The organism is Salinibacterium sp., assembly GCF_031364185.1.
In the GTDB taxonomy this organism is placed as follows: Bacteria; Actinomycetota; Actinomycetes; order Actinomycetales; family Microbacteriaceae; genus Rhodoglobus.
On record NZ_JANLVV010000315.1, the window covers coordinates 1 to 23,453 of the forward strand.

The window sequence follows — 23,453 nt, forward strand, 5'->3', positions numbered from 1 at the left end:
TTGTTGTATCGAAGTCATGTTCGAATTGTAGCCCAGTGGTGTCGATAATACTAGTATTTGTGTTCGATTTCTGCTATCCTTGGGCATGGCCCGGATCAGCTCTGTCAGCGACACGATCATCGTGTTGCCCATCGTGTTGCCGTCGGTGGCGGGGGTCGGCGATCTGGCTGATGTGCAGTTGTTGGCGTTGCAAAGCGAGTTGGGTGCGGCCCGTCGGCGGGTGGATGCCAGTTCTGCCGTGATCGCCTGCGAGATAGCTCGACGATCCGATCGTGCCCTCGGCCAGCAGGGACTAGCGGCACGCACGGGTCAGTCGTCGCCTGAGAAAGTGATCCAGAAGCTCACGGGAGTCAGCTTCTCCGATGCTCGCGCCATGATCACCGCCGGGACAGCCCTCGACTCGGTGCGCAGCGGCAACGCCGGATGGCTTATGAGCGTAGCCGACGCCGTGACGGACGGGGAATTATCGGTGGCCGGCGCTGCCGCCATTATCAGCGGATTAGGCGAACCCTCCGCCGCAGTCTCCTGCACCGAACTGCGTGATATCGCCACCGTGCTGGTTTCCCGCGCGGGCGCTTCCACGGGTATCGGCGCGGCGGCACCGGAAGACATCGCCAAAGTCGCCCGCCTGTCTCGAGCCCGCCTCGATACCGGTTCGGTCGCCGACCTGGAAGCACACCGGTTATCACAGCGCACCCTGAAGTGGCATCAGAACCCCGACGGCATGACCAGGCTGACCGCCCTACTGGATCCGGAGTCCGCTGCGATCATCGTCGGCGCGCTTACCACCGCCCTGTCACCGCGCCGCGGAGGGCCACGATTCATCGACCCCGCCGACGTGCAGCGGGCCAAGAGCATGCTTGATGACCCCCGCAGTAACAACCAACTCGCCCTCGACACCCTCGTCGACATCGTCCAACTCGCCACCCGCGCAGCCGACGCCCCCACCGTGTTCGGCCAGAAATCCCCCGCCGTCAGGGTGCACGTGCAGGCCGACGCGCTCGACACCGGCACCGGCCTCGCCTACTTCGAAGGCCAGACGGCGCCGGTCAGCATCCAGACCGCCGAACGACACATCTGCCTCACAGGGATGCTCCCCATCCTCTTCCACGGCAACACCGCTATCGATGTCGGGCGCACCCAACGACTACACAGCACCCGCCAACGAACCGCTCTCACCGCCCAATGGAACGGCTGCGCCTGGGACGAATGCGATAAACCCGCCCAATTCGTCGAAGCACACCACATCGACGCCTTCAACGGCACCAACACCACCCTCGCCAACGGCATCACCCTGTGCCGATTCCACCACATGCAACTCCACACCAACGGATGGACCATTCACGCCCGAAGCAACGGCACATACTGGCTCACACCACCCACCCACAACGGCGCAGCACAAGATCCCACCCAAATGCACTCCAAAAACCCCCTCCGCAACACCGGATAACCCTGCCAAGTGTGAGCTTCTGCTCGCTGGGAGAACCCCGCCCCGCGTGCGGTGCCTGACTGGGCCCGCGCCAAACGCGGGCAGGCGTGGGGGGAGTCACTGGCAGGGTGCAATAAGCGGTGCGCACTGCGCTATGCGGAATCGGCGAACGCCGCGGGCGCGTGGGCGGGTAGGTGCTCCGTCTACGATGTGGTTAGTCGAAGGAGACCGTGTGACAGAGACCATCATCACCGTTCAGGGCGAATACTCCGCGTGGTACCCCGCCGAACGCGCGACGGTGGCCGCCTCGGTCCGCACTGACGGCCCCGGTCGCGACGACGTGTTTTCTCGAGCGGTAGAGGCCTCTGACGCCCTGCGCAACCTCATCGAGAGTATCCACGATAAGGATGCCGGACCGGTCACCTGGTGGTCGTCTGACAGCGTCCGAGTGTGGAGCGAACGCCCGTGGAACAACGAGGGAAAACAACTCGACCCGGTGTTCCATGCTGCAGTCGACTTCACCGCGAAGTTCATGGAGTTTGAAGCGCTCGCTCGCTGGGTGGAATCAGCTGTCGCCATCGACGGCGTGGCGGTCAACTCGATCGAGTGGGCGTTGACCGACGCCACCCGCACCAGCGCCACCGTCGAAGTTCGCTCGAGGGCGGTCAAGGATGCCGTGGCCAAGGCCAGCGTCTACGCCCAGAGCATTGGGCTTGGATCGGTCACCGCGATTGCACTGGCCGACCCCGGGATGCTCGGTGATCCTTCAGGTGGGGGCAGCGGGCCGCAGCCCGTGTTCGCCCGCGGCGCGATGAGGTCGGCGGCGTTCGATAGCTCCGGAACGCCTCAAGTCGCGTTGAAGCCCGAAGAGATTGCCGTGGCATCCATCGTCGACGCTCGCTTCGTAGCGAAGTAGACCGCTACTCGTTCAGGTTTTTGCGGGCAGACATGGCACGGTCGGCCTCCCGCTTATCCGTGCGCTCGCGCAGCGTTTGGCGCTTATCGTATTCGCGCTTGCCCTTGGCGACGGCCAGTTCGACCTTCGCATTGCCATCCAGGAAGTAGATCGACAGGGGGACCAGTGTATAGCCGCCCTCTTTCACCTTATTGTGAATTTTGAGGATCTGCTCTTTATGCAGCAGCATCTTGCGCTTGCGCCGCACCGGATGGTTGTTCCACGAGCCGCCGTTAAACTCCGGAATGTGCACAGCATCGAGCCACGCCTCGCCGCCGTCGATGTAACCATAGCCGTCGACCAGGCTCGCTCGCCCCGCACGCAGCGACTTCACCTCGGTACCTGTGAGCACAAGCCCGGCCTCATAGGTGTCTTCGATCGTGTAATCGTGGCGCGCCTTACGGTTGCTCGCAACAACCTTTTGGCCGCGATCCCTGGGCATGGAGTGACTTTCTCTTTGGTATCGGCCGACTTTTCAAGGTCAGTCGGCGCTGGCTCACAGCTCCGGCACTCAGCCTCTTAGTTTAGACCAGGCTCGACACCCGCGGGTGAGCCGCCGCGGTCAGACCTTGAGATAGCGACTGATGGCGACCCCGGCGGACGCGGCTGCCAGCGCAGCACCAACCACAATCAGGATTGGCACGACCACCATGGCATCGCTCATCCCGACGAGCGTCGTCGTCGGGCCGAGGGTCGTCGAGAGGTAGCCCTGCACAAAGAATTTCACTATCGCGACGATCGCCCCGCCCGCCAGGAGCGATCCGATCAGCGAGGCGAACACACCCTCAAGGTTGAACGGGGTCTGGATGAAGCGGTTCGATGCCCCCACCAGGCGCATGATTCCCAACTCGCGTCGACGCGAAAATGCGCTCAATCTGATTGTCGTCGCGATAAGCAGCACCGCCGCCACGAGCATGAGCGCCGCCACACCGATCGCCGTGTACGAGGCGGCGTTCAGGATAGAGAAGATCTGGTCGAGTAGTCCACGCTGGTCTTCCACCGCTTGCACTCCGGTGACTCCGGACAGGCTCTCGATCAGCACATCAGCATTGATCGGGTCGATGAGGTTGACCCGGAAGCTCTCGTTCAGGTCGGTCGGACTCACGAAGGCCGCAATGGGATTGTCAGCGAATTGGTCCTGGAAATTCGCGTAGGCCTGGTCTTTCGTCTCGAACTCGTATTTCTCGATGAATGGCGCGAGTGTGGGTGACTTCAACTGCGCCTCGACATTGTCGATCTGCTCTTGCGTTGCTGCGGCCTGGGTGCAATTACCTGTGTTGTCGACATCGGTGCAGAGGTATACGGCGACCTGCGCACGGTCGTACCAATACCCCTTCATCTGCCCGATTTGCATCTGCAGCAGGATCGCGGCCCCCACGAAGGTGAGAGAGATGAAGGTCACGAGGATCACCGAAATGACCATCGAGACGTTGCGGCGAAGCCCGCTGCCCGCCTCGCCGAGAATCAGGCCGAGCCTCACTTCGAGCCCTCGCGCGCGGCGGTAGAGGCAGCAAAGCTGCCGAATCCCTGCACCGGAATCGCCTGGGTCTGATACCCACCCTGGCGTTCATCACGAACGATCTGCCCGCTGATGAGCTCGATCACACGTCGCTTCATCTGGTCGACGATCCCCGCATCGTGCGTGGCCATCAGTACGGTCGTGCCGCCGAGGTTGATCCGCTCCAACAGCGTCATGATGCCGGCAGAGGTCGCAGGGTCGAGGTTACCGGTCGGCTCGTCGGCGAGCAGGATGGCCGGCTTGTTCACCACCGCCCGGGCGATAGCGACACGCTGCTGCTCACCACCCGAGAGTTCGTGAGGGAAGCGGTTGGACTTTCCGGCGAGACCGACCATTTTCAGGGCATCCGGTACCGCTTCCTGGATGAAGCCCCTGCTCTTTCCGATCACCTGAAGCGTGAAGGCAACATTGTCGAACACCGTCTTATTCGGCAGCAGCCTGAAATCCTGGAAGACGACGCCGAGATTGCGCCGAAAATAGGGCACCTTGCGATTCGACAGGGAATTCAGGTGCTGCCCAAGCACATGGACCTCGCCCTTGCTGGGTGATTCCTCCCTGAGGATCAACCGCAGGAAGCTCGATTTTCCGGAGCCGGACGCTCCGACAAGGAAAACGAACTCCCCCTTGAGGATCTCGAGACTCACCGTGTTGAGGGCGGGTCGAGTAGTGCCGGGGTAGGCCTTGGAGACAGTGTCGAAGCGAATCATTTCGGACACAGCCTAGGCAGGCGGCTCGCGTAGGCACTCAGCGACACTCACGGCGGCAGTTTTCACAGGTACACGCCCGCCGCCGACTCGCGAGTTCGGGGCTAGTCCTCGATCGCGCGCTTACGCCACTTGATGCCGGCGTTGATGAATCCGTCAAGATCGCCGTCGAAGACATTCGATGGATTGTTGACCTCAAAGTCGGTGCGCAAATCTTTGACCATCTGGTAGGGCGCAAGCACATACGAGCGCATCTGGTCACCCCAGCTGGCGGTGATGACGCCCGCGAGTTCTTTCTTGGCGGCGGCCTCCTGCTCACGCTGCATGATCAGCAGTCGCGACTGCAATACCCGCATGGCGGCCGCACGGTTCTGGATCTGGCTCTTCTCATTCTGCATCGAGACGACCAGTCCGGTGGGAAGGTGGGTGAGTCGCACCGCCGAGTCGGTGGTGTTGACCGACTGGCCACCGGGCCCGCTCGAACGAAAAACATCGACGCGGATGTCGCTCTCCGGAACTTCGATCGCCCCGGCCTCCTCGATCAGCGGGATTACCTCCACCGCGGCGAAACTGGTCTGGCGCTTGCCGGCCGAGTTGAAGGGGCTCATCCGCACCAGGCGGTGGGTACCCGCCTCGACGCTGAGCGTGCCGAAGGCGTACGGTGCGTCGATCTCGAACGAGGTCGACTTGATGCCCGCCTCCTCCGCATAGCTCGTCTCCATGATCGTGACGGGGTAGTTGTGCTGCTCGGCCCAGCGCAGGTACATGCGCTGCAGCATCTCGGCGAAGTCGGCCGCATCCACACCCCCGGCGCCGGCGCGAATCGTGATGACCGCGGGGTGGGCATCCCATTCCCCGTTGAGCAGGGTCTGCACTTCCAGTTCGCCCAGCAGCTTCTGGATGCTTGCGAGCTCGGTGCGAGCATCGGCCGCTGCCGCGGCATCCTGCTCCTCATTAGCCAACTCGACCATGATCTCGATGTCGTCGAGACGACCGGCGATCGAGGTGATCTTCGCGAGTTCGGCCTGACGGTGGCTCAGCGCGCTGGTGACTTTTTGGGCCTTCTCGGTGTCATCCCAGAGATCGGGCACGCCGGCCTGCTCACTCAGGGAGGCGATCTCGGACTCGAGCCGATCAATGCCGACAACCGAACGGATGTCGGTGAAAGTTGATCGAAGCGCCGCGATGTCTTCTGCGATATCCAGTTCGTCCATGTCGGGCTCAAGCTTATCGTCGACCTCCCTCCCGCCCGCCCGCAGTAACGTTAGGCGAGTGTCGACCTCACCGCAGCCGTTTCGCTGGGGATCAATCGCACTACCGGCGCTGCTGCCGACGCTGCTGTTTTCGATCGGCGAGGGCGCGATCATCCCCATCATCCCCATTGCGGCCAATAATCTGGGTGCCAGCCTCGCGATCGCGGGTCTCGTTGCCGGCGTGCTGACGATCGGGGAGCTGTTCGGCACAGTTCCGAGCGGCTGGCTCATCTCCCGAGTCGGAGAGCGCCCGGCGATGATCGGGGCAAGTGGGCTCTCGATCATCGGGCTGGTCACCTGCGTGATTGCGCCACACCCGGTGGCGCTAGGTTTCGGGGTGCTTCTGATCGGCTTGGCGACGGCAGTCTTCGCCCTTGCGCGCCATGCCTTCATGACGAGCTTCGTGCCGCTCCAGTACCGGGCTCGAGCGCTATCCACTCTCGGCGGTACCTTCCGCCTGGGCTACTTCATCGGGCCGTTCCTCACGGCCGCCGTCATCCATGTGACGGGCACGGCAAGTTCCGCGTTCTGGATCCACATCGTGATGTGCCTGGCGGCTGCGGTGATCCTGATCACGCTGCGTGATCCGACCACGACCTTCGGCGCGGTGAGACAGACTCGGCTGGCCGGACGCAAGAGGCTCGGCGAGCAGAAGTCGATCGGACTTTTCGGCACGATTTATCGCAGTCGGGCCGTGCTGTCTCGACTCGGCGTCGGCGCCGCCCTGATTGGTGCGCTGCGTGCCAGTCGACAGGTCGTTCTGCCGCTCTGGGCCGTAAGCATTGGCATCAGCGACACCAACACCGCCGTCATTATCGGCATCGCGGGAGCTGTCGACTTCGCACTGTTTTATGTCAGCGGCCAAATTATGGATCGCTTCGGGCGCCTCTGGAGCGCGCTCCCCTCGATGATCGGGCTGGGCGTCGGCCATCTCGTGCTGTCGATCACGCACGACCTCGACTCCAATGTCAGCTGGTTTATCGGCTGCGCGATGGTGCTGTCGCTGGCCAACGGGATCGGCAGTGGCATCCTGATGACTCTCGGCGCTGACCTGGCCGATAAGAACAATCCGGCTCCGTTTCTCGGCGCCTGGCGTTTTACCGGCAACCTCGGTGGAGCCGGCGCGCCGCTGATCATCGCCGGGCTCACTGCGGTTGCGTCCCTGTCGATCGCGGTGGCCGCGCTGGGTGTGCTGGGGCTGGTGGGGGCGGGCGTGATCGCCCGATACCTGCCGAGGTTCTCTGCGCATGATCCGGATGCCGCGACCGCTGCACCCGGATAGTGTCGGCAGAGCGCGCCCCCGTCAGGAGGGCGCTTCGCCGTCAGGAAAACCCTCGCTGTCAGGAAAAAACTGACCTGCCGACCGCGGTGACCTCAATTCTGAGCCCCCGCGGCACGAGCAGCGAGACTATCGGCGGTCGCCACCAAGACGACAGCGTGACGGTGGCGCTTCGCCCGTCGACCGATTCCGAACGCTCAACAGTGAGTTCGTCGAAGGCTGCGGCCGGAGTGCTCGCGATGTATGACTCGACGGCGGCGGCTACGGCAGGACTCTGCAATGTGGGTCGCAGCCCGCTATCGGTGAGCCGCACGTCGTCGAGCGCGAAGGCCTCGGCGCCCACGAGCGCTGCGCCATCGGCCAGAGTGAAGAGCCGCTTCCGTTCGAGATACAGCGAGGTTGTCGAGACCACCAGCAGGATCAGCACGAGTGACAGGAAACCGAAGAAGATCGCCAGCGGCATGGTGGAGCCAGTGTCATCGGCCAGGCGGTGGCGGCGCGTCATCCCCCGCTCCAGAATCTCGACACCTGCTGGGTGGCTGTGCCGGTCAAAGGAACGGCAACTGGGAAGTCGCCGTTGAGCACCGGAGGTAGCAGGGGCAGGGCAACCGACAGCGCGACAGTCACCGTGACGAACCCCTGGCGAGTGAGGCAGCTCGACGGCCTGGGCTCGCAACTCACGGCGATGCTCGCCGAGTCGGGGTCGATGCCATGATCGGCGAGGGCGAACTCGACGGCCCTGGTCGCGCTGGCTCGGGCAGAGTCAAGGTCGGCCGATTGAACGAACACCCGAGCCGCCTGCCGGGCCGCGCCTTCGACGGCGAGCGCCCCCGCCTGGATCGAGGACATTGCGAGCACCAGGTAGACCAGCGGAACGAGCAGCACAAGCCCGACCGTGACGAACTCCAGAGATGCCGAGCCGCTATCGTCGGCCCACAGACCCGTCGGGCTAGCCGAGAGTTTCGAGCGAGGCATGGCCAGATACCTCCAGCCCGTCGTCGAGACCGATCAGGCCGATCAGGGGCAGAGGTGCGTGCACGGTGATGATCATGGCAGGATGCCCGAGGTAACTCCCCGTGCTGGCCGAGACATCCGTGGCATACCCGGGGCCCAGCGCAGTAGAGATGAGGTCGACAGCCCTGGCCACGCCATCGCTTGCAGAGTTGTCGGCGAGCGCTCCGAAGCGGGCTCCCTCTGCCGCGGCATCCACCACCGTATTGCGAATGAGCAGCACAAGGCCGAGCTGGATGACGCTGAGCGTGAGTATCGTGAGCAGCGCGCTGACCATGACGAACTCGGCGACCGCCGACCCGTCATCTGATGCCCAAGACCTGCCACGAAACATAGTGGCGCGACTCAGAACCCGGTCACGCGTTCGATGGCCTGCTCGAACACGGAGCTGAGGGCGGGGCCGGCGAGCCCCCAGATGATGATGACCAGTCCGGCAGTCATGAGTGTGATGAGCACCCAACCCGGGACGTCGCCGCGTTCCTCGGATATGATGCGTGCCAGGCGTCGTTGTCGGGTCATTGCAGCCTCCGGATGGTGATGATCACGGCTCATCATCCGACGGATTACGTCATTCCCGCTGAGGTTGTCCACAGGCAACCGCCGGCACGATCCCGCCCCGGGAGTCGGAGCTACGGTGTTGCGCGGCGGCGGAGCAATACCGCCGAAAATTGCTGGGTCGCCCCCCACGATGTGCGGTGATCCTCCCCACTTATCGACACCAGCTCGAAGTCGGGAAACTCTGCCGCCAACTGCTCGTGCGAATACCGCACAATCGGAAGGCCACTGCACGTGAGCGGGCCATCCGGACCGAACGTCGCCACCACTAGCCATCCCCCTGGATCGAGGCATCGCGCGAGGGAGGAACGGTAGTCGTCACGCTCATCGGGTTCGGTAAGGAAGTGAAACACCGCCCGGTCATGCCACAGTGCGTAGCGTCGACTGCCCGGGAGGTTGAGCACATCTGCCAGTTCCAGCCGCACGTCGGCGCCCGCGGGACCCAGTCGGTCGCGCACGGTCTGAAGCGCTGTTGCCGAGAGATCGATGGCGGTGAGATCACGGTACCCGCGGTCGAGCAGGTGGTCGACCAGGGTAGACCAACCCGCCCCTACGTCAATGACCGCGGCGTCATGATCGAGCCCCGCCTGATCGACGAGACCGAGCGAAAGCTCCGGCACCGACTGCCACCACGAGACCGCGTCGACGGCCTTTCCGTCGTGAACACCCTCCCAGAATGCCCGGCGAGAATCGGAATCTTCGGGTCGATCGGCCATGGTGACGATAATAACCTCGACGATCAATCGCCGCCGAAAGTGATGATATCCGTCACCATTTCGTCATGTCTTCTGACCATCGGATGCGCATAGGGTGAGAGGCATGACATCACTGGAGATGTCCGGGGCAGTTCAGCCCGGAAACGTGCCGACCCCCGCCGGGCTGGTCACCGAACTCATCGACGGTGGCCAGATGGATTGCGGCAGCGGATTGCTGCTGCTCATCACCCGCGCCATGCGCCGATTGCAACCGGGCCAGTCGCTCGGAGTGCGCAGCAGCGAGAGCAGTGTGACGGATGACCTGCCAGTGTGGGCTGAGTTGGTGGGCCACGGCATCATCTCCCATCACGAGGAAAGCGCTGAGGGCCCGTGGTGGTTCGTCGTTCAGAAGGCAGAGGCGGTGGTCTCCACCGTGTTCACCCACGGTGATCGAACCCCCGTCGGGCAACGACTGTGGGTGTACACCAACTTCGACTGTAATCTTGCGTGCACGTATTGCTGTGCCGAATCCTCCCCCCGTGCGGCCTCCCGACGGGTAGAGCCCGCGATGGCTACCGCAATATTCGACGAGTTCCGCGCACTCGGTGGCAAGGAAGTGCTGCTCACCGGCGGTGAGCCGTTTATGCATCCCGAGCTCGGCGAGCTTGTCTCGGCCGCCGACGGGCTATCGGTAACGATCCTGACCAATGCCATGATCTTCGGGAAGGGCCGACGAAGGGAGACCCTTGAGTCGCTGGATCGCGAGGTGACGCTTCAGGTCAGCCTGGATTCGGCCACACCCGAACTGCACGATGCCCAGCGCGGACGTGGCTCGTGGGCCCGCGCCCTCGACGGAATCGGGCTTGCCCACTCACTCGGCTTCCGCGTGCGGGTTGCCGCCACCCTCTATGACGAAGATCCGACCGGGGTAGCGGAACTGCACCGCCGGTTGGATGCCGAGGGCATTGCCGCCGATGATCGACTGATCCGACCGGTTGCCCAGGAAGGCTTCGCCGAGACGGGGATGCACGTGTCGGTCAGCACGTTGGAGCCCGAGCCCACCATCACGGCCGACGGCGCCTGGTGGCATCCGGTGGCAGTAACCAACCCCAACATGAAGATTGCCGACTCCCCACTGCCGTTGAGCGAAGTATTCGGGGTAGTCAACGACACCATGAGGCTGCAGGATGCGGCCGCCAGGACAGGTCGAGAGGTGTTCCGCTGTGCCTGAGTCAACTGTGGTCAAAAAGCTCACCTGGATGTTCGCACCGGCGATCGATGGTCCGCCGCGATCCCAGGTTTGGGTCGCAGCTGGCATCCGGATCCTCCTGGGCCTCATGTGGCTCTACAACGTGTCATGGAAGCGGGCACCAGACTTCGGGCTGTCGTCGGATAACGGGCTCTACCAGTTCACACGCTACGCGGTCGACTACCCAGTCTTTGCGCCGTACAGCTGGATTGTCGAGAACCTGATCCTGCCCCTATTTGTGCCCTTTGGGTGGGTGGTGCTTCTGGCGGAGACGGTGCTTGCCGTGCTGCTGCTGACGGGAACCTGGGTGCGGTTCGCGGCCCTCCTGGGGATGATTCAGTCTCTCGCCATCGGCCTCTCGGTCGCCTTCGCCCCCCATGAATGGCCATGGTCGTATTGGCTGATGATCGGGGCGCACGCTCTGCTGTTGGTCAGCCCGGGAGGTCGCGCGTTGGCCGTTGACGGAGTGCGAGCGGCTGTGGGTAGCGCTCGCCGTCTCGGAGTGGTCTGGGGCGTCACGAGCATCCTGATGGGAGGCTTCAGCCTCATCGCGTCGCTCGGCGACCCACTCGCTGCTCGCGGGCCAGGCCTGAAATCGACCGACCTATCGGTCAGCCTCGGCGAGTACAACGCGCTCGGCGCCGTCGTGCTGCTGGTCAGCGGCGCCGCGTTGATCGTCGCCACGCGCGATGGTCTGGCACGGGTGGGGCTGATTGCGACCGGACTTGCGGTTCTCGCGGCGCTCGCCCTGCACGCTCAACTCGGATTCACGCCACCAATTCTCGGCGGCACTCCCACGTCGGCCGCCTGGTTCCTCAGCATTGCCCTGGTCGGTTTCACGCTCAGCCGCAGAGCCACCGGGCCGCGCCACGCACCCTAACCAACTCACCGCTTGTTATTGGAGGACACCATGACCACCATCTCACGACGGGGCCTGCTCCTGGGAGGTGCGGGGCTGCTCGTGCTCAGCGGCTGCGCTCCGGTCGCCAGCAGCCCCACTGGGGCGAGCAAGCCGGCCACTCCGAGTGGTCCGATGGGCATCTCGGCGATTCCGGATCAGGATCCCGAAAAGCTCTCGAGGCTGTACTCCTCGGTCGCTGAGCGATTCGCGTCGGCCACCGGCCTCGACGTCAACTACCTCCCGGTCACCGACTACACCGCGGTCGTGCGCGCATTCGAGGTGGGCGACATCGCGATCGCGTGGATGGGTGGACTTACCGGGGTGCAGGCGCGATCCCGGGTAAAGGGCGCCACCGCGATCGCCCAACGAGACATCGACGCCCAGTTCCACAGCCTGTTCATCGCCACCATTGCGTCGGGGTTGGCGCCGATCACCGAAGCCGACGGCCTGAGCGAGCTGGCGGGGCATACCTTCACGTTTGGCAGCGAGACGTCCACCTCTGGCAGGTTGATGCCCGAGTACTTCCTGAAGGAGGCGAAGTTCGACCTGAAGGAACTCCGCGGAGAACCCGGTTTCTCCGGCTCCCACGACGCGACGATCGCGGCGGTAGCCAGCGGCAGCTTCGAAGTGGGCGCCGTGAACGAACAGGTCTGGAAGAAGACCGTCGAGCTGGGAGAAGTCGATCTGAGCGCGGTGCAGGTGCTGTGGCGCACTCCTGGATACGCCGACTACCACTGGCTTGCTCGACCGGATGTGGACGAGACATTCGGGGCCGGGACTCTCGCCGCCGTCACCGACATGCTGCTCGGTCTCGACGCATCCAATTCGGAGGATGCGGTGATCCTTGACCTGTTTGGGGCCACCTCATTCATCGAAACGAAAAATTCGAACTATGACCAGATTGAGGCGGTCGCGAAGGACCTTGGCCTGCTGGCATGAGCACAGCGCCGCCGGTAGTTCTGCTCCGCGGGGTGGGCAGGAGATTCGGAGATTACGACGCCATTACCGACCTCGACCTGCGCATCGATGCTGGCGAGCAGGTGGCGGTGCTCGGCGCGAGCGGAGCGGGCAAAAGCACCCTGCTGGCGCTTCTCAACGGGTCGTTGCGTGCGACCTCGGGAGTGGTGGAAGTCTTCGGGGCCAATCTGGGTAGCATTCCGCCATCGAGGCTGGCCGCCACGCAGCGTCGCATCGGCACGGTCTCGCAGCGACTCGACCTGGTCGAACAGGTGCGGGTGCTGCATAACGTCAATGCGGGGCGATTGGGTGTCTGGAGCACGGCACGATCTCTTGGCGCGCTTGCCTGGCCCCGCCCGGATCGCGTGGCCACGAGCGCGCTGGAGCGGGTCGGCCTGTCGTGGGCCGTACACCAGCAGACCTCTCGCCTGTCGGGCGGCGAGCGCCAACGGGTTGCGATCGCCCGGGTGCTGGTGCAGGACCCCGAGATGGTGCTCGCCGATGAGCCGGTATCAAGCCTCGACCCTGCCAACGCGGCTGACATCCTTGACCTGCTCAGCACGCTGGGTCGGGATGCCACCACCATCGTCAGCCTGCATCAGCCTGAACTCGCAAAGAGACATTTCGACCGTGTACTGGGCCTCCGCAAGGGACGGTTGCTATTTGACCTCCCGGTCGCGGAGATGCCGGATCGGGCGCTCGACGAGTTGTACGCCCTGGGCTGACCGAAAGACCACGAGAGCGGCTGGAGATGACCCTGAAGTGGGAACGGAACCCACGCACCGTGCCTCCGGCGCAGCGCGTGGGTATCTCCTCGCGCACGGTCTCGCTCCGACGCGTCTTCGGTGCACTCCTCGTCATCGCGCCGGTGCTGTGGGCGTGGTCTGTGGCGGTTCCGCCCGGAGCCGAGACGGTGAATCCGGGAGGGCTACCGCTCATCGGCGCCCTGTTTGCGTCAGCGCTGCATCCGGCGTTGGCCCCCGACTTCCTCGGAATCGTGGCGCATGCGACGTTCGTGACCCTGGTGTTCGCGGCGCTCGGCACCGCGGGAGCGCTGGTGATCGGCATTCTCGGCGGGATGGTGTTGAGCGATATTGCCTGGCCGGGGCGGGCTCCCGTTGCCCTACGTGCCCTCAGGGTGGTGTTGCGCGGGGTCCTTATCGCAATCCGCTCCATCCACGAGTTGATCTGGGCGCTGCTGTTCGTCAGCGTGCTCGGGCTGGACCCTCTCGTGGCGGTGCTTGCCATCGCGATCCCGTTCGGCGCCCAGACCGCCAAGGTGTTCGCCGACACGCTCGACGGTGTGCCACCGGAGCCCTTACGCGCGTTGCGGGCGGCGGGCGCTCGGCCTTTTGCCGCGCTCAGCTACGCCCTCTTTCCCGCTGCGGCGCCCTTACTGCTCTCCTACTCTTTCTATCGTTTCGAATGCGCGGTGCGGTCGGCCGTGGTGCTGGGTGTCGTAGGGGTAGGTGGCCTCGGCCAGGAGCTCACCGTGAGCCTGCAATCCCGCAACTGGGACGAGGTGTGGACCCTGATCGGCGCGGTCGTGCTGGTGTCTGCGGCCGTCGATATCTGGAGCACACAGTTGCGTCGCGACATGGCGGTGGTGAGCTGCTCCGACTGGACGGTGGGGCACCAGCGGGACCGTGGACAGGCCGGTGCCGGTTCACGCTGGGCGCGCGTCTCGGCGCTGGTCGCCATCTCGGCGGTGATTATCGCCGGCATCGTATCGGGTGTCTCGCTGAACGGCCTCTCCTCACCACGCACCCGGCAGTTGACCGGGCGGCTGTTCGACGATCTCTGGCCTCCCGAACTTCCGCGGGGTGGCTGGGAGGCGCTCGGCTCGGCCGTCGCCGACACGATGGCGATGGCGGTGCTCGCGATGGCCGTCGCGGTCGTCATCACCGTGATGATCGGGCCGTGGGCCAGCCGCTCGCGACCCGGACCCATGGATGAGGGGTCGCCCTGGCCCGCGCAGGCACTCCGATGGGTCGCGTTTTGGGCCGCACGCGGCATCCTGCTGGTGCTTCGTTCGATTCCCCCTACCGTCTGGGCGGTCATCGCGCTGCTCATGCTCTTCCCCGGTGTCATCCCCGGCGCCGTGGCCCTCGGGCTCTACACCGGCGGCATCCTGGGCCGGCTGGTGGCCGAGGCGTGGGAGAGCATTGACACCAGGCCACGGGATGCCCTCCGCGCGATCGGCACCCGACGCAGTCTCGCGGCCATCGCAGCCACGGCCCCGCCGTCACTTCATCACCTGGTGACGTACACGCTGTATCGCTTCGAGATCTGCGTGCGCGACACCGCAATCGTCGGGGTGGTCGGAGCCGCGGGGCTGGGCCGACTGTTCGCCGAAAACCTCTCGACCTTCCGATTCCCGGTGATCACCACTCTGCTGGTGGCCTCGTTTGCAGTAAGCGTCGCGACGGAGCTGGTGGGCCGCAGACTGCGCGCCGCACTGCGGTCATGACACGATCGGCGTTGCGTACCCCGCGGTCGTCACAGGATTATCTCGCTCGTCAATGACGCACCCAAGGGTTGATCAGCGTAATACCCATGCCGTCGAAATCTCGGGTGTTCCGCGTCGCGAGGGATGCCGCCCGAGTTCGACAGATTGCAGCGATCATCCCATCCTCGACACTGAGCGAGCGTCCAGATGCCCGCCTCAGTTCACGCAATTCTGCGTAGTCTCGTGCGGCCGCCTGGTCGTACGACAGGATGCGCTCCGAAAAGTCTACGAATACACGATCAATCGATGACGCGAGGTCGTCTCTTCTTCGTCCCGGAGGCAGAAATCTCACTCCGGTCAGAATTTCTCCGACAGTGATGGAGGTCACCATGTGTTCGCCCGAGGTGTTGGTTAGCCATCGCAGAACGCTCGGCTCCGGGCGAATCCGAAGGGGCTCCGACAACACGTTCGTATCGAGAACGATCATTCGATATCGATGTTCCGCGGCACTGAACGCTCGGGAATTGGCAGGATGTCGCCCCGAGTTGCCCTCGTTGCCTCAAGCCAGCCAGCGGCGAAGTCTGCACCGGCGACCGCGTTGCTGAGAATAGCGCGCGCTTCGGCTTCCATAGATCTGTCATTGGCCGCTGCGCGTTTCTTAAGGCGCTTTTGCACCTCGTCGTCAAGATTGCGGACGGTAATAGTGGCCATCGTTACGTTCCTTCTGGTATTGCTAGCAATGCTAGCATCCGAAGGTAACATCAGAGGCCGACCTGAAGCACGAATATTCCCGGGAAGATCGCGAACAGGATCGTCACCGGGAGGATCAGAAAAACCAGCGGGAAGAGCATCGCAACCTCCTTCTTGCCTGCGGATTCCAGCAGATCGCGCTTGGCGTCGTCCCGGGCATCCTGCGCCTGAGCCCGCAGCACCTCCGCGAGAGGCGTGCCTCGCTCGAGGGCGCCGACCACCTGCTCGACGCAGCGCGAAAATGCGGGCAACTCGAGGTCATGAGAGAGCACCGTCAACGTGTCGGCGAGCGGCAAGCCCGTGTTAACGGATGCCACGACGCCGGCGATTTCGCGTGACAACTCCCCCGCACTGACCCGCGAGATGCGGCGCATCGCGTCGAGGATTCCCTCGCCCGCCGACAGGCTCAGGGTCAGGAACTCGAGGATCACCGGCAGCTCATCTGCCAGCCGCGCAAGGCGCTTCTTAGCCGTGCGCTGCAGGATTCGATCACGACCGAGCACACCCGCAACGGCAAACAGCAGCACGATGATCACCTGGATGACCACCGAAACTGGCTGCGCTCGCGCCACGATGACGGCCACGAGCACCCCCGTCACCGCCCCGGCCAGGCCCCAGAGCAGCTGCTGCGACCGAAAAGTCTCCACCGTGATCGTCGACCCCGACTGCCGGAGACGCCGAGCGATGGTCTCCGATCCGCCGAGGGTGCTCTCCAGTGCGCGTCTGGCGCGCGAGGCGAGGGGTTCGACGAGCATCCCGAGCACGGGTATCGGCCCCGGCGCCGCGGGGGCGAGCAGTTCGCGGGCGTGAGGCGAGATATCCACCAGATAGGGCGCAACGCGACGCGCCAGTCGAGGTCGACTCATCCGCGGGATGGCGCTGGCCAGGCACCAGAGCCCGAATCCCAGCCCAGCGCCGGCCACGACGCCCCACGCGACGACGGACGTCACGCAAACCACCGGCGCTCTTCGGGCAGCCGCCCCAACCCGATCATCAGGCGGTAGGCGAAGAACGACACGACCAGTCCGACGACGATGAGCGTCGCGCCGCCCGGCGAGTTGTACGCCGCCGCAGCCTCCGGCCTGGTCGCCAGTAGCAGCAGCACCACCCAGGGCGAGGCGACACCGAGCTTGGCCGCGTTCATCACCCACGACTGCCGGGCCTCCACCTCTGAGCGGATGGCGCTCTCCTGGCGAAGGTAGGCACTGAGGTTGCGAAGCACCGTGGTGAGTTCGCTGCCACCGACCTCGCGTGACATTCGCAGGGTTTCGAGGATGCGATCGGCCACCGGATCGGCCAACCGCGACTTGAGACCGTCGAGGCAGGAGGCGAAGTTGCCCGTCGCACGGTAATCCGTCGCGAAGGCCAAAAACTGGGCTCGGGTCACGGCCGGGCCGGTCATAGCGAGCGTCATCACGCTGTCGGGAAGAGCAAGCCCCGACCGCACCGCCGATACGAGCTGATCCACCACGTCCGGCCAGACCACCCGGGTGGCTTTTCGATGTGCGCGGGCTCGCCAGCCGATCAGCAGGAACGGCAGGAAAAAGCCCACCGCCGCAGCCGCGGCCGCCAGAACAGCGACCGAGAATATGGCGAACACGAGAGCGAACGACACCACGGCGAGCAGCACCGCCACCGTGAGAACCGTCGCCGGGCTGACGCGCGCAAGGCCCGCCTGCACGAGTCGCTCTCGCTGTCGCTCCGCCAGCGCCGACGGTGTCGACACCCGCGCGGTTCTCGGCCACACGAGCGGGGACATCACCAAAAGAAGCCCCGCCCCGAGCAGTATCCCCAGTAGCGCGCTCATCGCGGCCCGGCGAGCACCGTGGCGGGGTCGAAACCTGCTGCCGAGAATTTCACCGAACGGCTGGGGTAGCCGCCCGTCGGCTCCAGCCCGCTGCCGCCGATCGCAAAGATTGGGCTCGCCTCGATCACCCCGGACGTCACCTGCCCGCTGGGGGCCACGATCTCGACAACCCTGCGCCTCCCGGTCCTATCGAGTTCGCAGTGCACCACGATATCGATGCAGGATGCCACGGTGGGCACCACGAACGACGAGTCGATGTTGCGCCCCGCCAACAGCGGCAGTGTCGACAGCTTGATGAGCGCGTCTCGAGCGCTGTTCGCGTGGATGCTCGACATGCCCGGCAAGCCACTGTTGAGCGCGATGAGGAGGTCGAGCGACTCGGCCTCGCGTACCTCGCCGACCACGAGTCGATCTGGGCTCATCCGGAGCGACTCTTTGATCAATCGTCGCAGGCTGATCTCACCGGTGCCCTCGAGGCTTGGCTGGCGGCACTGCATCGCGATCGTGTCGCGCGCGGCGAGCGAGAGTTCGAATGTCTCCTCAACGGTGATGATGCGCTCGGTGGTTCGCGTGGCCGAGAGCAGCGCGTTCAGCATCGTCGTCTTTCCGCTCTGGGTGGCGCCCGAGACAAGGATGTTCTGGCCCGACAGCACGCACATGCGCAGAAACTCGGCCGACTGCGCGGTGAGGCTGCCGAGCGCCACGAGTCGTTGCAGATCCCGGATGCGCTGGCTAAATTTTCGGACGTTAACCGCCCAGTGCCTGCGGGTGATGTCGGGAATCACCACATGAAGCCGCGAGCCGTCGGGAAGTGACGCATCCACGAACGGGGAGCTCAGATCGACGCGGCGCCCCGAGCTCTGCAGCATCCGTTCGACAAGATCGCGCACGTCGCTGTCGGTCAGGACGACGTTGGTGCGTTCGGGCACACCATCACGGGCGATGAAGATCGCATCGGGGGCGTTGATCCAGATCTCCTCGACCTCGGCGTCGTCGAAGAACGGTTGCAGCGGACCGAACCCGGTGAGGGTGGCGACAAGCTGCCGTGCGGCCTGCGCCTCGTCGGCAAGCAGGGGAACGGAACCGCCGAGCGCCCGCTCGCTGTACCGCCGCACCTCGTCATGCACGTACCTCGCGGCGAGTTCCCCATCGGAGCCGAGATCCACCCCATCGCGTCGAACCCGTTCCCTAACCTGGTCCGCGATCTGGGCGAGGGCGTTGGGCATTTGCCGATCATCCGGGATGCACGACCGACGCGTCGGTGGTTATCCACAGGGCTGGCTACACCTGCGCCCACCGTGCCCGCCGAACCGCGACATCGCGACCGATGGTCACGAGGCCGTAGACCGGCGCCACGAGGAGGAACAGCCCGAGCAGCGGGCCAAAAGTGGTCGTCGTAACGGTGATGATCGCGGTGGCCGCAAGGGCGAGTGATGCCGTCACAAGCCACGGGGTCTTGCCCGTGAGGGCAAACGCGACCAGGGCACAGAACACCACGCCGTAACGGAACACTGGCTCCCACAAGCTCCAGGGTACGGCACCACCATAGAGGGACACGAAAATCGCGAAGAGCGTCAGCGCTGCCCAAGTTGCCAGAAGCAGCGTGCTGCGGGGGCGTGGCAGTGAGACTTCCCGGGGGTACTGCGCCGCTGGCTCGTCGAATACTGACGCGCCAACGGCCGCCGTTTCTCGCCGCGCCATCATGACGGTGCGCGCCTCAGCGACACCGATAAACTCCCGCGCGGCCTGCTGCGAGCGCGATTGTGAAGCACCAACAAAGCGGTCGGGATGCGTCGAGCGCGAGCGTCGACGATACGCGCTCTCTATGTCGGCCGCAGTGGCATCCAGCCCAACCCCGAGTAGCGCTGCCGCATCCTCTGGGTTCATTTTTGCATAGTACCCCCGCCGACTGGCAGGGGCGCCCCTAGCTGTGGACCGCGCCGACGGTGCGGCGGTCGCCGAGCAGCTGAGGCCATAAACGGCGGCGGTCGCGAACGACAAACCCACGGGCGATGAAGCGATCTTTGCCATCGAAGCGCGGCGTATACATGGAGCGACCGTGCATCGCGCGGAGGTTGTCGAGCATCAGGAGGTCGCCGGCCTGCAGGTTGTGGGCGTCACGGTGCTCGATGTACACCGTGACGACCCTCTCCAGTAGTTCCTGCGCCTCGGAAGTTACGCCGTGCATGAGATCCTGGTCGACGAGAACATAGGGGTCGTCATCCGGGCCGTTCAAAATCGCAAACGGGCCCCTAATGGCGTCCGGATTCGGCAGGAACGGCTGGAACGACTCGTCAATGGTGGTGGCCCAGAGCGGTTGGCGCAGCATCGCAACGTCCTCGGCAGACATCAGCTCCGCGATCTTGCGTCCGGAGAATGCGTAGGTGTACGCCTCAGGGTCACCCCGCAGCGCACCCAGGATGACATAGTCAGGCTTGAACGGGGAGAAGCACTGTTCGGTGTGGGCCTCGAGTTCGACCTTGGAACCCTGTGATTGCTGGGTGGTAGCAAGCTTCGGGTTGGGCACCATGTCCTGGATGAGGTGGCCGTTGCCCTCGGCTTCGTACGCCACCATGCTGCCCAGGAGGTGAGCGAGAATAGCCATCTCCCTGGCGAAGACAGTCTTGGCCCCCTGGCCGCCCTTATTGTCGAGCGGGGTGTCGATCAGGTCGTGGTCAACGATCAATCCACGCACGACCAGGATGCCCGTGTCAGAGCCCACATCAGAGAAGTTCAGCAGCGCTGCTCGAACCTCCGCGGGAATGGCGAACGATGCCGCGAGCGCTTGGCGCCCGAACTCATCCGGCTCGGTATTCGCATCGGCAGTGATGCTGAGTGCCGCGGTGCGGATCGCTTCGGCTGTGGCGGTATCAAGGGTATAAAGGCTCGGTTGGAGCTCCTGAACGCTGATGTCGTTCTCCTTCTTCGTGGGGCGCTGCATTGTCAGCAACACAGTGACCAAATTACACCCTCATTGGTGTCGGTAAGGGTACCCTCATGAATTCTCGCTTGCCGTGGCGCGGCGCTAGAATCAAGCAGCCAGCGGGAGTGGTGAAATTGGCAGACACGCAGGATTTAGGTTCCTGTGCTCGAAAGAGCGTGCGGGTTCAAGTCCCGCCTTCCGCACACCGCCTTCCGCACACCGCCTTCCCTGGTTCGAAGCATCCCCAGGGTGGACTCACGCTTCGATAACGTATGGCACTGTGCCATACGTTACTGAAACGGATGCCCGCCCTCCGCTCACCTCGGTCGAGGGCTCACCAATCTGGGGGTTAACCCCAGCCTGACAACCCCATCGGGCTAGTACTCTGGGACGCAACACCCGACCGCCGCCGATTGACGCTCGCGGCAACCGACGACTTGGAGTTCGCGCTATGGCGCCTACCGCACTGATTCCCTGGCTCGATCCGGCCAACCTCATTGAGGGCTTCGGGCCGTTCGCTCTGCTGGGAGTGTGCATCATCGTCTTTGCCGAAACCGGATTGCTACTCGGCTTTCTGCTTCCCGGCGACACTCTCCTGGTGATCACCGGGCTTCTCACGTTTACCGGCACCATGGTGGACGATCCCACCGGAATCAAGATTCCCATTTGGTGGGTGTGCCTCGCTATCAGTGCGGCTGCGTTCCTCGGAGGCGAAGTCGGTTATCTGATCGGCCACAAGGCTGGGCCCCGAATCTTCGAGAAGAAGGAGACAGGGCTCTTCAGCATCGAAAATGTGAAGCGCACAAACGGCTTCTTCGAGCGCTTCGGCGGCCTCGCGGTGATCGTTGCACGGTTCGTTCCCATCGTGAGAACCTTCGCCCCGGTTGCTGCCGGCGTCGGGCATATGAGCTACAAGAAGTACTCCCTGTACAATGCCATCGGCGCAGTGATCTGGGGTTCCGGGCTGACGTTCCTCGGCTTCCTGATAGGCAATATTCCGCCTGTTCGCGATTTCGTCGTCAACTACATCGACATCATCCTGTTGGCTGCCGTTGCCATCGCTGTCATCCCCACCGTGTTCCACTACATCCAGTCGGTCGTGAAAGCCCGCAGGCGCAAAGCTGCCGCAGCGGACGACGCCCCCATCGGCGATCTCGTGCTCGGCGAGAACAAGTTCGACCAGAAGCTGGGCGACTAAACCGCCTCGGCGGGCGGGGCGTCTATTGCCCCCGCCGGCCTGCGCTGACGGATCGCGTCGATGCCGTGCTGCGCACCGCGACGCACGTCAATCTCGGGGTCTTTGAGCAGTGGCCGGATGACCTCGACATCGTCACCGATAGCACCCAGTGCACGTGCCGCCGCCGCACGCACCCGCGCAACCTCGTCGAGCAGAAGCGCGCCGACCTCATCCTGAAGCGCCAGCTCACGGGTGGCCACGACCCTCGTAGCCATCTCGCGCACCCGCCATGCCTGGTTCTGGAGTGCCGCTGAAACCCCGGCAATGGCGCTGTCGTTCCAGACGTAGAGCAGGGCACGCGTGCCCCATAACTCGGGCCAGTACAGCACGGGGGCTCCGTCGAGAATGCCCTGGGCATGCTCTCCACCGACGACGAGCAGAAACTCCTCCCCCTCGTTGTTGCCCGCCAGCAGGGACAGCGAGCGCAGCACCACGGTGTCTAAACCGAGCTGCTCAACCGCAGCAGCAATGCGGGCTTCGATCGGAAGGTCTTTCTGGTTCTCTTCAGGCACCTTGCAACCCTACGGCGCCGCGACCCAGATGGCGGCGAGGGCGTCGGCGGTGAGACTGTCACGCCGCACCGCGTCGATCAGGGTATCGACGACGATGCCCTCGGCTTCGAGGTGGCGCAGCAACTGCGGATCACGATCGCTGATGCGCAGCACCAGCCCGCCGAGCGGCGCATCGGCCAGCAGCAGCCCGCGCGGCACGGCGACCGTTCCGTCGGCGGCGGGGATGGGGTCGCCGTGCGGGTCCCGGGTGGGATACCCGAGCTGGGCGTCCAACGCGCCGAGCAGCCGGTCACTCACCGCGTGCTCGAGCACCTCTGCCTCGTCGTGCACCTCGTCCCAGCGGTAACCAATGCGCTGCACCAGCCACGTCTCGATGAGCCGGTGCCGCCGAAGCATCCGCAGGGCCAGAGCCGTGCCATCCCGAGTCAACTCGATTGCACCGTACGGTTCGTGCACCGCCAGACCCTGGGCGACCAGCTTCTTGACCATTTCGGTGACGGACGACGCGGCCAAACCCAGCCGTGCCGCGAGCAGCCCCGTCGTGATGTGGTCGGGCTGCCACTCGGTGTGCGCGTAGATGGCCTTCACGTAGTCTTCGACCGCGGTCGGGGCGACGGCCATCAGCCACCCGCCACGACGAGCACGATCAACAGGATGTTCAGCACGGTGATGGCGGCGGCCGAGATCCAGCCCGACCAACGCAGCCACGGGCGGTTCACGAACTCGCCCATCACTGTCGTCGAACTGGCCAGCCAGACCAGCGGAATCAGGGCGAACGGGATGCCGAAGCTCAACACCACCTGGCTGAGAACCAGCGCGCGGGTCGGGTCGAACCCCACGGCGAGAAGCACCAGCGCGGGGATCAGGGTGATGGCCCTGCGCAACAGCAGGGGAACTTTTACCTTCAGTAGACCGCCCATGATGGCGGACCCGGCGTAGGTGCCCACACTCGTGGACGCCAGCCCGCTCGCAAGCAGCCCGACGGCGAAGATGACCCCGATCGCCGGCCCCAGAGTCGCGACCACCGCGGCATGCGCGCCCTGGATCGTGTCCGTTCCCTCGATGCCCCCGAGGGCGGATGCGGCCAGTAGCAGCATGGAGATATTCACGGCGCCGGCCACGAACAGCGCGCCGCCGACATCCCAACGGGTCGCTTTCAACAGGCTGCGAATGCGCGCCGGATCCTTCGTCACCCCGTACCGATCACGCGCCAGGGCCGAATGCAGGTAGATCACGTGCGGCATAACTGTGGCCCCCAGCATCGACGT

Annotated in this window: 28 protein-coding genes and 1 tRNA gene; 10 read left to right on the forward strand and 19 right to left on the reverse strand. The window is 64.5% G+C overall.

Features of this window, described 5'->3' with window-relative positions; genetic code table 11:
• The first annotated feature begins 85 nt into the window (after nt 1-85).
• Both RMN95_RS13760 and RMN95_RS13765 read left to right on the forward strand, forming a co-directional pair.
• The gene (locus RMN95_RS13760; RefSeq protein ID WP_309617479.1) at nt 86-1,450 is read left to right on the forward strand and encodes a DUF222 domain-containing protein; all 1,365 of its coding nucleotides are present in this window, start codon (nt 86-88) and stop codon (nt 1,448-1,450) included.
• Between the two features lie 211 nt (nt 1,451-1,661).
• Nucleotides 1,662-2,345 carry an SIMPL domain-containing protein gene (locus RMN95_RS13765; RefSeq protein ID WP_309617480.1) on the forward strand — a complete coding sequence of 228 codons (684 nt, stop codon included), beginning with the start codon at nt 1,662-1,664 and terminating at the stop codon, nt 2,343-2,345.
• Nucleotides 2,346-2,349: 4 nt separating this feature from the next.
• On the opposite strand, the gene smpB is transcribed toward RMN95_RS13765, so the two are convergent.
• The 4 genes from smpB to prfB all read right to left on the reverse strand — a co-directional run bounded on the left by smpB (nt 2,350) and on the right by prfB (nt 5,821).
• Nucleotides 2,350-2,826, reverse strand: coding sequence for an SsrA-binding protein SmpB (smpB, locus tag RMN95_RS13770; RefSeq protein ID WP_309617481.1), 477 nt, complete (start codon nt 2,824-2,826; stop codon nt 2,350-2,352).
• 120 nt (nt 2,827-2,946) lie between these two features.
• On the reverse strand, nt 2,947-3,864 hold the full coding sequence (gene ftsX / locus RMN95_RS13775; protein ID WP_309617482.1) for a permease-like cell division protein FtsX: 918 nt from the start codon (nt 3,862-3,864) through the stop codon (nt 2,947-2,949).
• Nucleotides 3,861-4,610: a cell division ATP-binding protein FtsE gene (gene ftsE / locus RMN95_RS13780; RefSeq protein ID WP_309617483.1), complete on the reverse strand. Its 750-nt coding sequence runs from the start codon at nt 4,608-4,610 to the stop codon at nt 3,861-3,863. Before ftsE ends, ftsX begins: the two co-directional genes overlap by 4 nt.
• Before the next feature lie 101 nt (nt 4,611-4,711).
• On the reverse strand, nt 4,712-5,821 hold the full coding sequence (gene prfB / locus RMN95_RS13785) for a peptide chain release factor 2 (protein ID WP_309617484.1): 1,110 nt from the start codon (nt 5,819-5,821) through the stop codon (nt 4,712-4,714).
• 58 nt (nt 5,822-5,879) lie between these two features.
• Between prfB and RMN95_RS13790 the strand changes: the two genes are divergently transcribed.
• The gene (locus RMN95_RS13790; RefSeq protein WP_309617485.1) at nt 5,880-7,142 is read left to right on the forward strand and encodes an MFS transporter; all 1,263 of its coding nucleotides are present in this window, start codon (nt 5,880-5,882) and stop codon (nt 7,140-7,142) included.
• A gap of 58 nt (nt 7,143-7,200) precedes the next feature.
• Here the strand turns inward: RMN95_RS13790 and RMN95_RS13795 are convergent, their stop codons facing one another.
• The 5 genes from RMN95_RS13795 to RMN95_RS13815 all read right to left on the reverse strand — a co-directional run bounded on the left by RMN95_RS13795 (nt 7,201) and on the right by RMN95_RS13815 (nt 9,421).
• Nucleotides 7,201-7,644 carry a pilus assembly protein TadG-related protein gene (locus tag RMN95_RS13795; protein ID WP_309617486.1) on the reverse strand — a complete coding sequence of 148 codons (444 nt, stop codon included), beginning with the start codon at nt 7,642-7,644 and terminating at the stop codon, nt 7,201-7,203.
• Nucleotides 7,641-8,114, reverse strand: coding sequence for a hypothetical protein (locus tag RMN95_RS13800; protein ID WP_309617487.1), 474 nt, complete (start codon nt 8,112-8,114; stop codon nt 7,641-7,643). The genes RMN95_RS13795 and RMN95_RS13800 overlap by 4 nt, the downstream gene beginning before the upstream one ends.
• Nucleotides 8,089-8,484: a pilus assembly protein gene (locus RMN95_RS13805; protein WP_309617488.1), complete on the reverse strand. Its 396-nt coding sequence runs from the start codon at nt 8,482-8,484 to the stop codon at nt 8,089-8,091. The genes RMN95_RS13800 and RMN95_RS13805 overlap by 26 nt, the downstream gene beginning before the upstream one ends.
• 11 nt (nt 8,485-8,495) lie before the next feature.
• Entirely contained in the window at nt 8,496-8,669 is a 174-nt protein-coding gene (locus RMN95_RS13810) for a hypothetical protein (RefSeq protein ID WP_309617489.1), read from the reverse strand.
• A 110-nt stretch (nt 8,670-8,779) separates the two neighbouring features.
• Entirely contained in the window at nt 8,780-9,421 is a 642-nt protein-coding gene (locus tag RMN95_RS13815; RefSeq protein WP_309617490.1) for a class I SAM-dependent methyltransferase, read from the reverse strand.
• Between the two features lie 103 nt (nt 9,422-9,524).
• Here RMN95_RS13815 and RMN95_RS13820 point away from each other — a divergent pair, with 103 nt between their 5' ends.
• The 5 genes from RMN95_RS13820 to RMN95_RS13840 are packed head-to-tail and all read left to right on the forward strand — an operon-like array spanning nt 9,525 to nt 14,977.
• Complete coding sequence (locus RMN95_RS13820) at nt 9,525-10,631, forward strand: radical SAM protein (RefSeq protein ID WP_309617491.1); 1,107 nt, start codon at nt 9,525-9,527, stop codon at nt 10,629-10,631.
• Entirely contained in the window at nt 10,624-11,529 is a 906-nt protein-coding gene (locus tag RMN95_RS13825) for a hypothetical protein (RefSeq protein ID WP_309617492.1), read from the forward strand. Before RMN95_RS13820 ends, RMN95_RS13825 begins: the two co-directional genes overlap by 8 nt.
• A 30-nt stretch (nt 11,530-11,559) precedes the next feature.
• Complete coding sequence (locus RMN95_RS13830) at nt 11,560-12,489, forward strand: putative selenate ABC transporter substrate-binding protein (RefSeq protein ID WP_309617493.1); 930 nt, start codon at nt 11,560-11,562, stop codon at nt 12,487-12,489.
• Nucleotides 12,486-13,232 carry an ATP-binding cassette domain-containing protein gene (locus RMN95_RS13835; RefSeq protein ID WP_309617494.1) on the forward strand — a complete coding sequence of 249 codons (747 nt, stop codon included), beginning with the start codon at nt 12,486-12,488 and terminating at the stop codon, nt 13,230-13,232. Before RMN95_RS13830 ends, RMN95_RS13835 begins: the two co-directional genes overlap by 4 nt.
• 26 nt (nt 13,233-13,258) lie before the next feature.
• Complete coding sequence (locus RMN95_RS13840) at nt 13,259-14,977, forward strand: ABC transporter permease subunit (RefSeq protein WP_309617495.1); 1,719 nt, start codon at nt 13,259-13,261, stop codon at nt 14,975-14,977.
• Nucleotides 14,978-15,026: 49 nt separating this feature from the next.
• Here the strand turns inward: RMN95_RS13840 and RMN95_RS13845 are convergent, their stop codons facing one another.
• From RMN95_RS13845 to RMN95_RS13875, 7 genes are read right to left on the reverse strand one after another with little or no spacing between them, the layout of a single operon-like run.
• Entirely contained in the window at nt 15,027-15,443 is a 417-nt protein-coding gene (locus RMN95_RS13845; protein ID WP_309617496.1) for a type II toxin-antitoxin system VapC family toxin, read from the reverse strand.
• Complete coding sequence (locus RMN95_RS13850) at nt 15,440-15,667, reverse strand: FitA-like ribbon-helix-helix domain-containing protein (protein ID WP_309617497.1); 228 nt, start codon at nt 15,665-15,667, stop codon at nt 15,440-15,442. The genes RMN95_RS13845 and RMN95_RS13850 overlap by 4 nt, the downstream gene beginning before the upstream one ends.
• Before the next feature lie 50 nt (nt 15,668-15,717).
• On the reverse strand, nt 15,718-16,656 hold the full coding sequence (locus RMN95_RS13855; RefSeq protein ID WP_309617498.1) for a type II secretion system F family protein: 939 nt from the start codon (nt 16,654-16,656) through the stop codon (nt 15,718-15,720).
• Entirely contained in the window at nt 16,653-17,513 is an 861-nt protein-coding gene (locus RMN95_RS13860; protein ID WP_309617499.1) for a type II secretion system F family protein, read from the reverse strand. The genes RMN95_RS13855 and RMN95_RS13860 overlap by 4 nt, the downstream gene beginning before the upstream one ends.
• Nucleotides 17,510-18,739, reverse strand: a complete 1,230-nt coding sequence (locus RMN95_RS13865; protein ID WP_309617500.1) for an ATPase, T2SS/T4P/T4SS family — start codon at nt 18,737-18,739, stop codon at nt 17,510-17,512. The genes RMN95_RS13860 and RMN95_RS13865 overlap by 4 nt, the downstream gene beginning before the upstream one ends.
• Nucleotides 18,740-18,794: 55 nt before the next feature.
• Nucleotides 18,795-19,400, reverse strand: coding sequence for a J domain-containing protein (locus RMN95_RS13870; protein ID WP_309617501.1), 606 nt, complete (start codon nt 19,398-19,400; stop codon nt 18,795-18,797).
• Between the two features lie 37 nt (nt 19,401-19,437).
• Nucleotides 19,438-20,466, reverse strand: a complete 1,029-nt coding sequence (locus RMN95_RS13875) for a TauD/TfdA family dioxygenase (protein WP_309617502.1) — start codon at nt 20,464-20,466, stop codon at nt 19,438-19,440.
• Nucleotides 20,467-20,555: 89 nt separating this feature from the next.
• On the opposite strand from RMN95_RS13875, the gene RMN95_RS13880 reads away from it, so the two are divergent.
• A tRNA-Leu gene (locus tag RMN95_RS13880) sits at nt 20,556-20,639 on the forward strand.
• A 248-nt stretch (nt 20,640-20,887) separates the two neighbouring features.
• Nucleotides 20,888-21,634: a VTT domain-containing protein gene (locus RMN95_RS13885; protein ID WP_309617503.1), complete on the forward strand. Its 747-nt coding sequence runs from the start codon at nt 20,888-20,890 to the stop codon at nt 21,632-21,634.
• Here the strand turns inward: RMN95_RS13885 and RMN95_RS13890 are convergent.
• The 3 genes from RMN95_RS13890 to RMN95_RS13900 form a co-directional block, all read right to left on the reverse strand.
• Nucleotides 21,631-22,185 carry a HEAT repeat domain-containing protein gene (locus RMN95_RS13890; protein ID WP_309617504.1) on the reverse strand — a complete coding sequence of 185 codons (555 nt, stop codon included), beginning with the start codon at nt 22,183-22,185 and terminating at the stop codon, nt 21,631-21,633. The two genes, RMN95_RS13885 and RMN95_RS13890, sit on opposite strands and share 4 nt — an antisense overlap.
• A gap of 9 nt (nt 22,186-22,194) precedes the next feature.
• On the reverse strand, nt 22,195-22,806 hold the full coding sequence (locus RMN95_RS13895) for a metal-dependent transcriptional regulator (RefSeq protein WP_309617505.1): 612 nt from the start codon (nt 22,804-22,806) through the stop codon (nt 22,195-22,197).
• On the reverse strand, nt 22,806-23,453 hold a 648-nt coding region (locus tag RMN95_RS13900; protein WP_309617506.1), incomplete at its 5' end, for an Nramp family divalent metal transporter. The genes RMN95_RS13900 and RMN95_RS13895, both read right to left, overlap by 1 nt.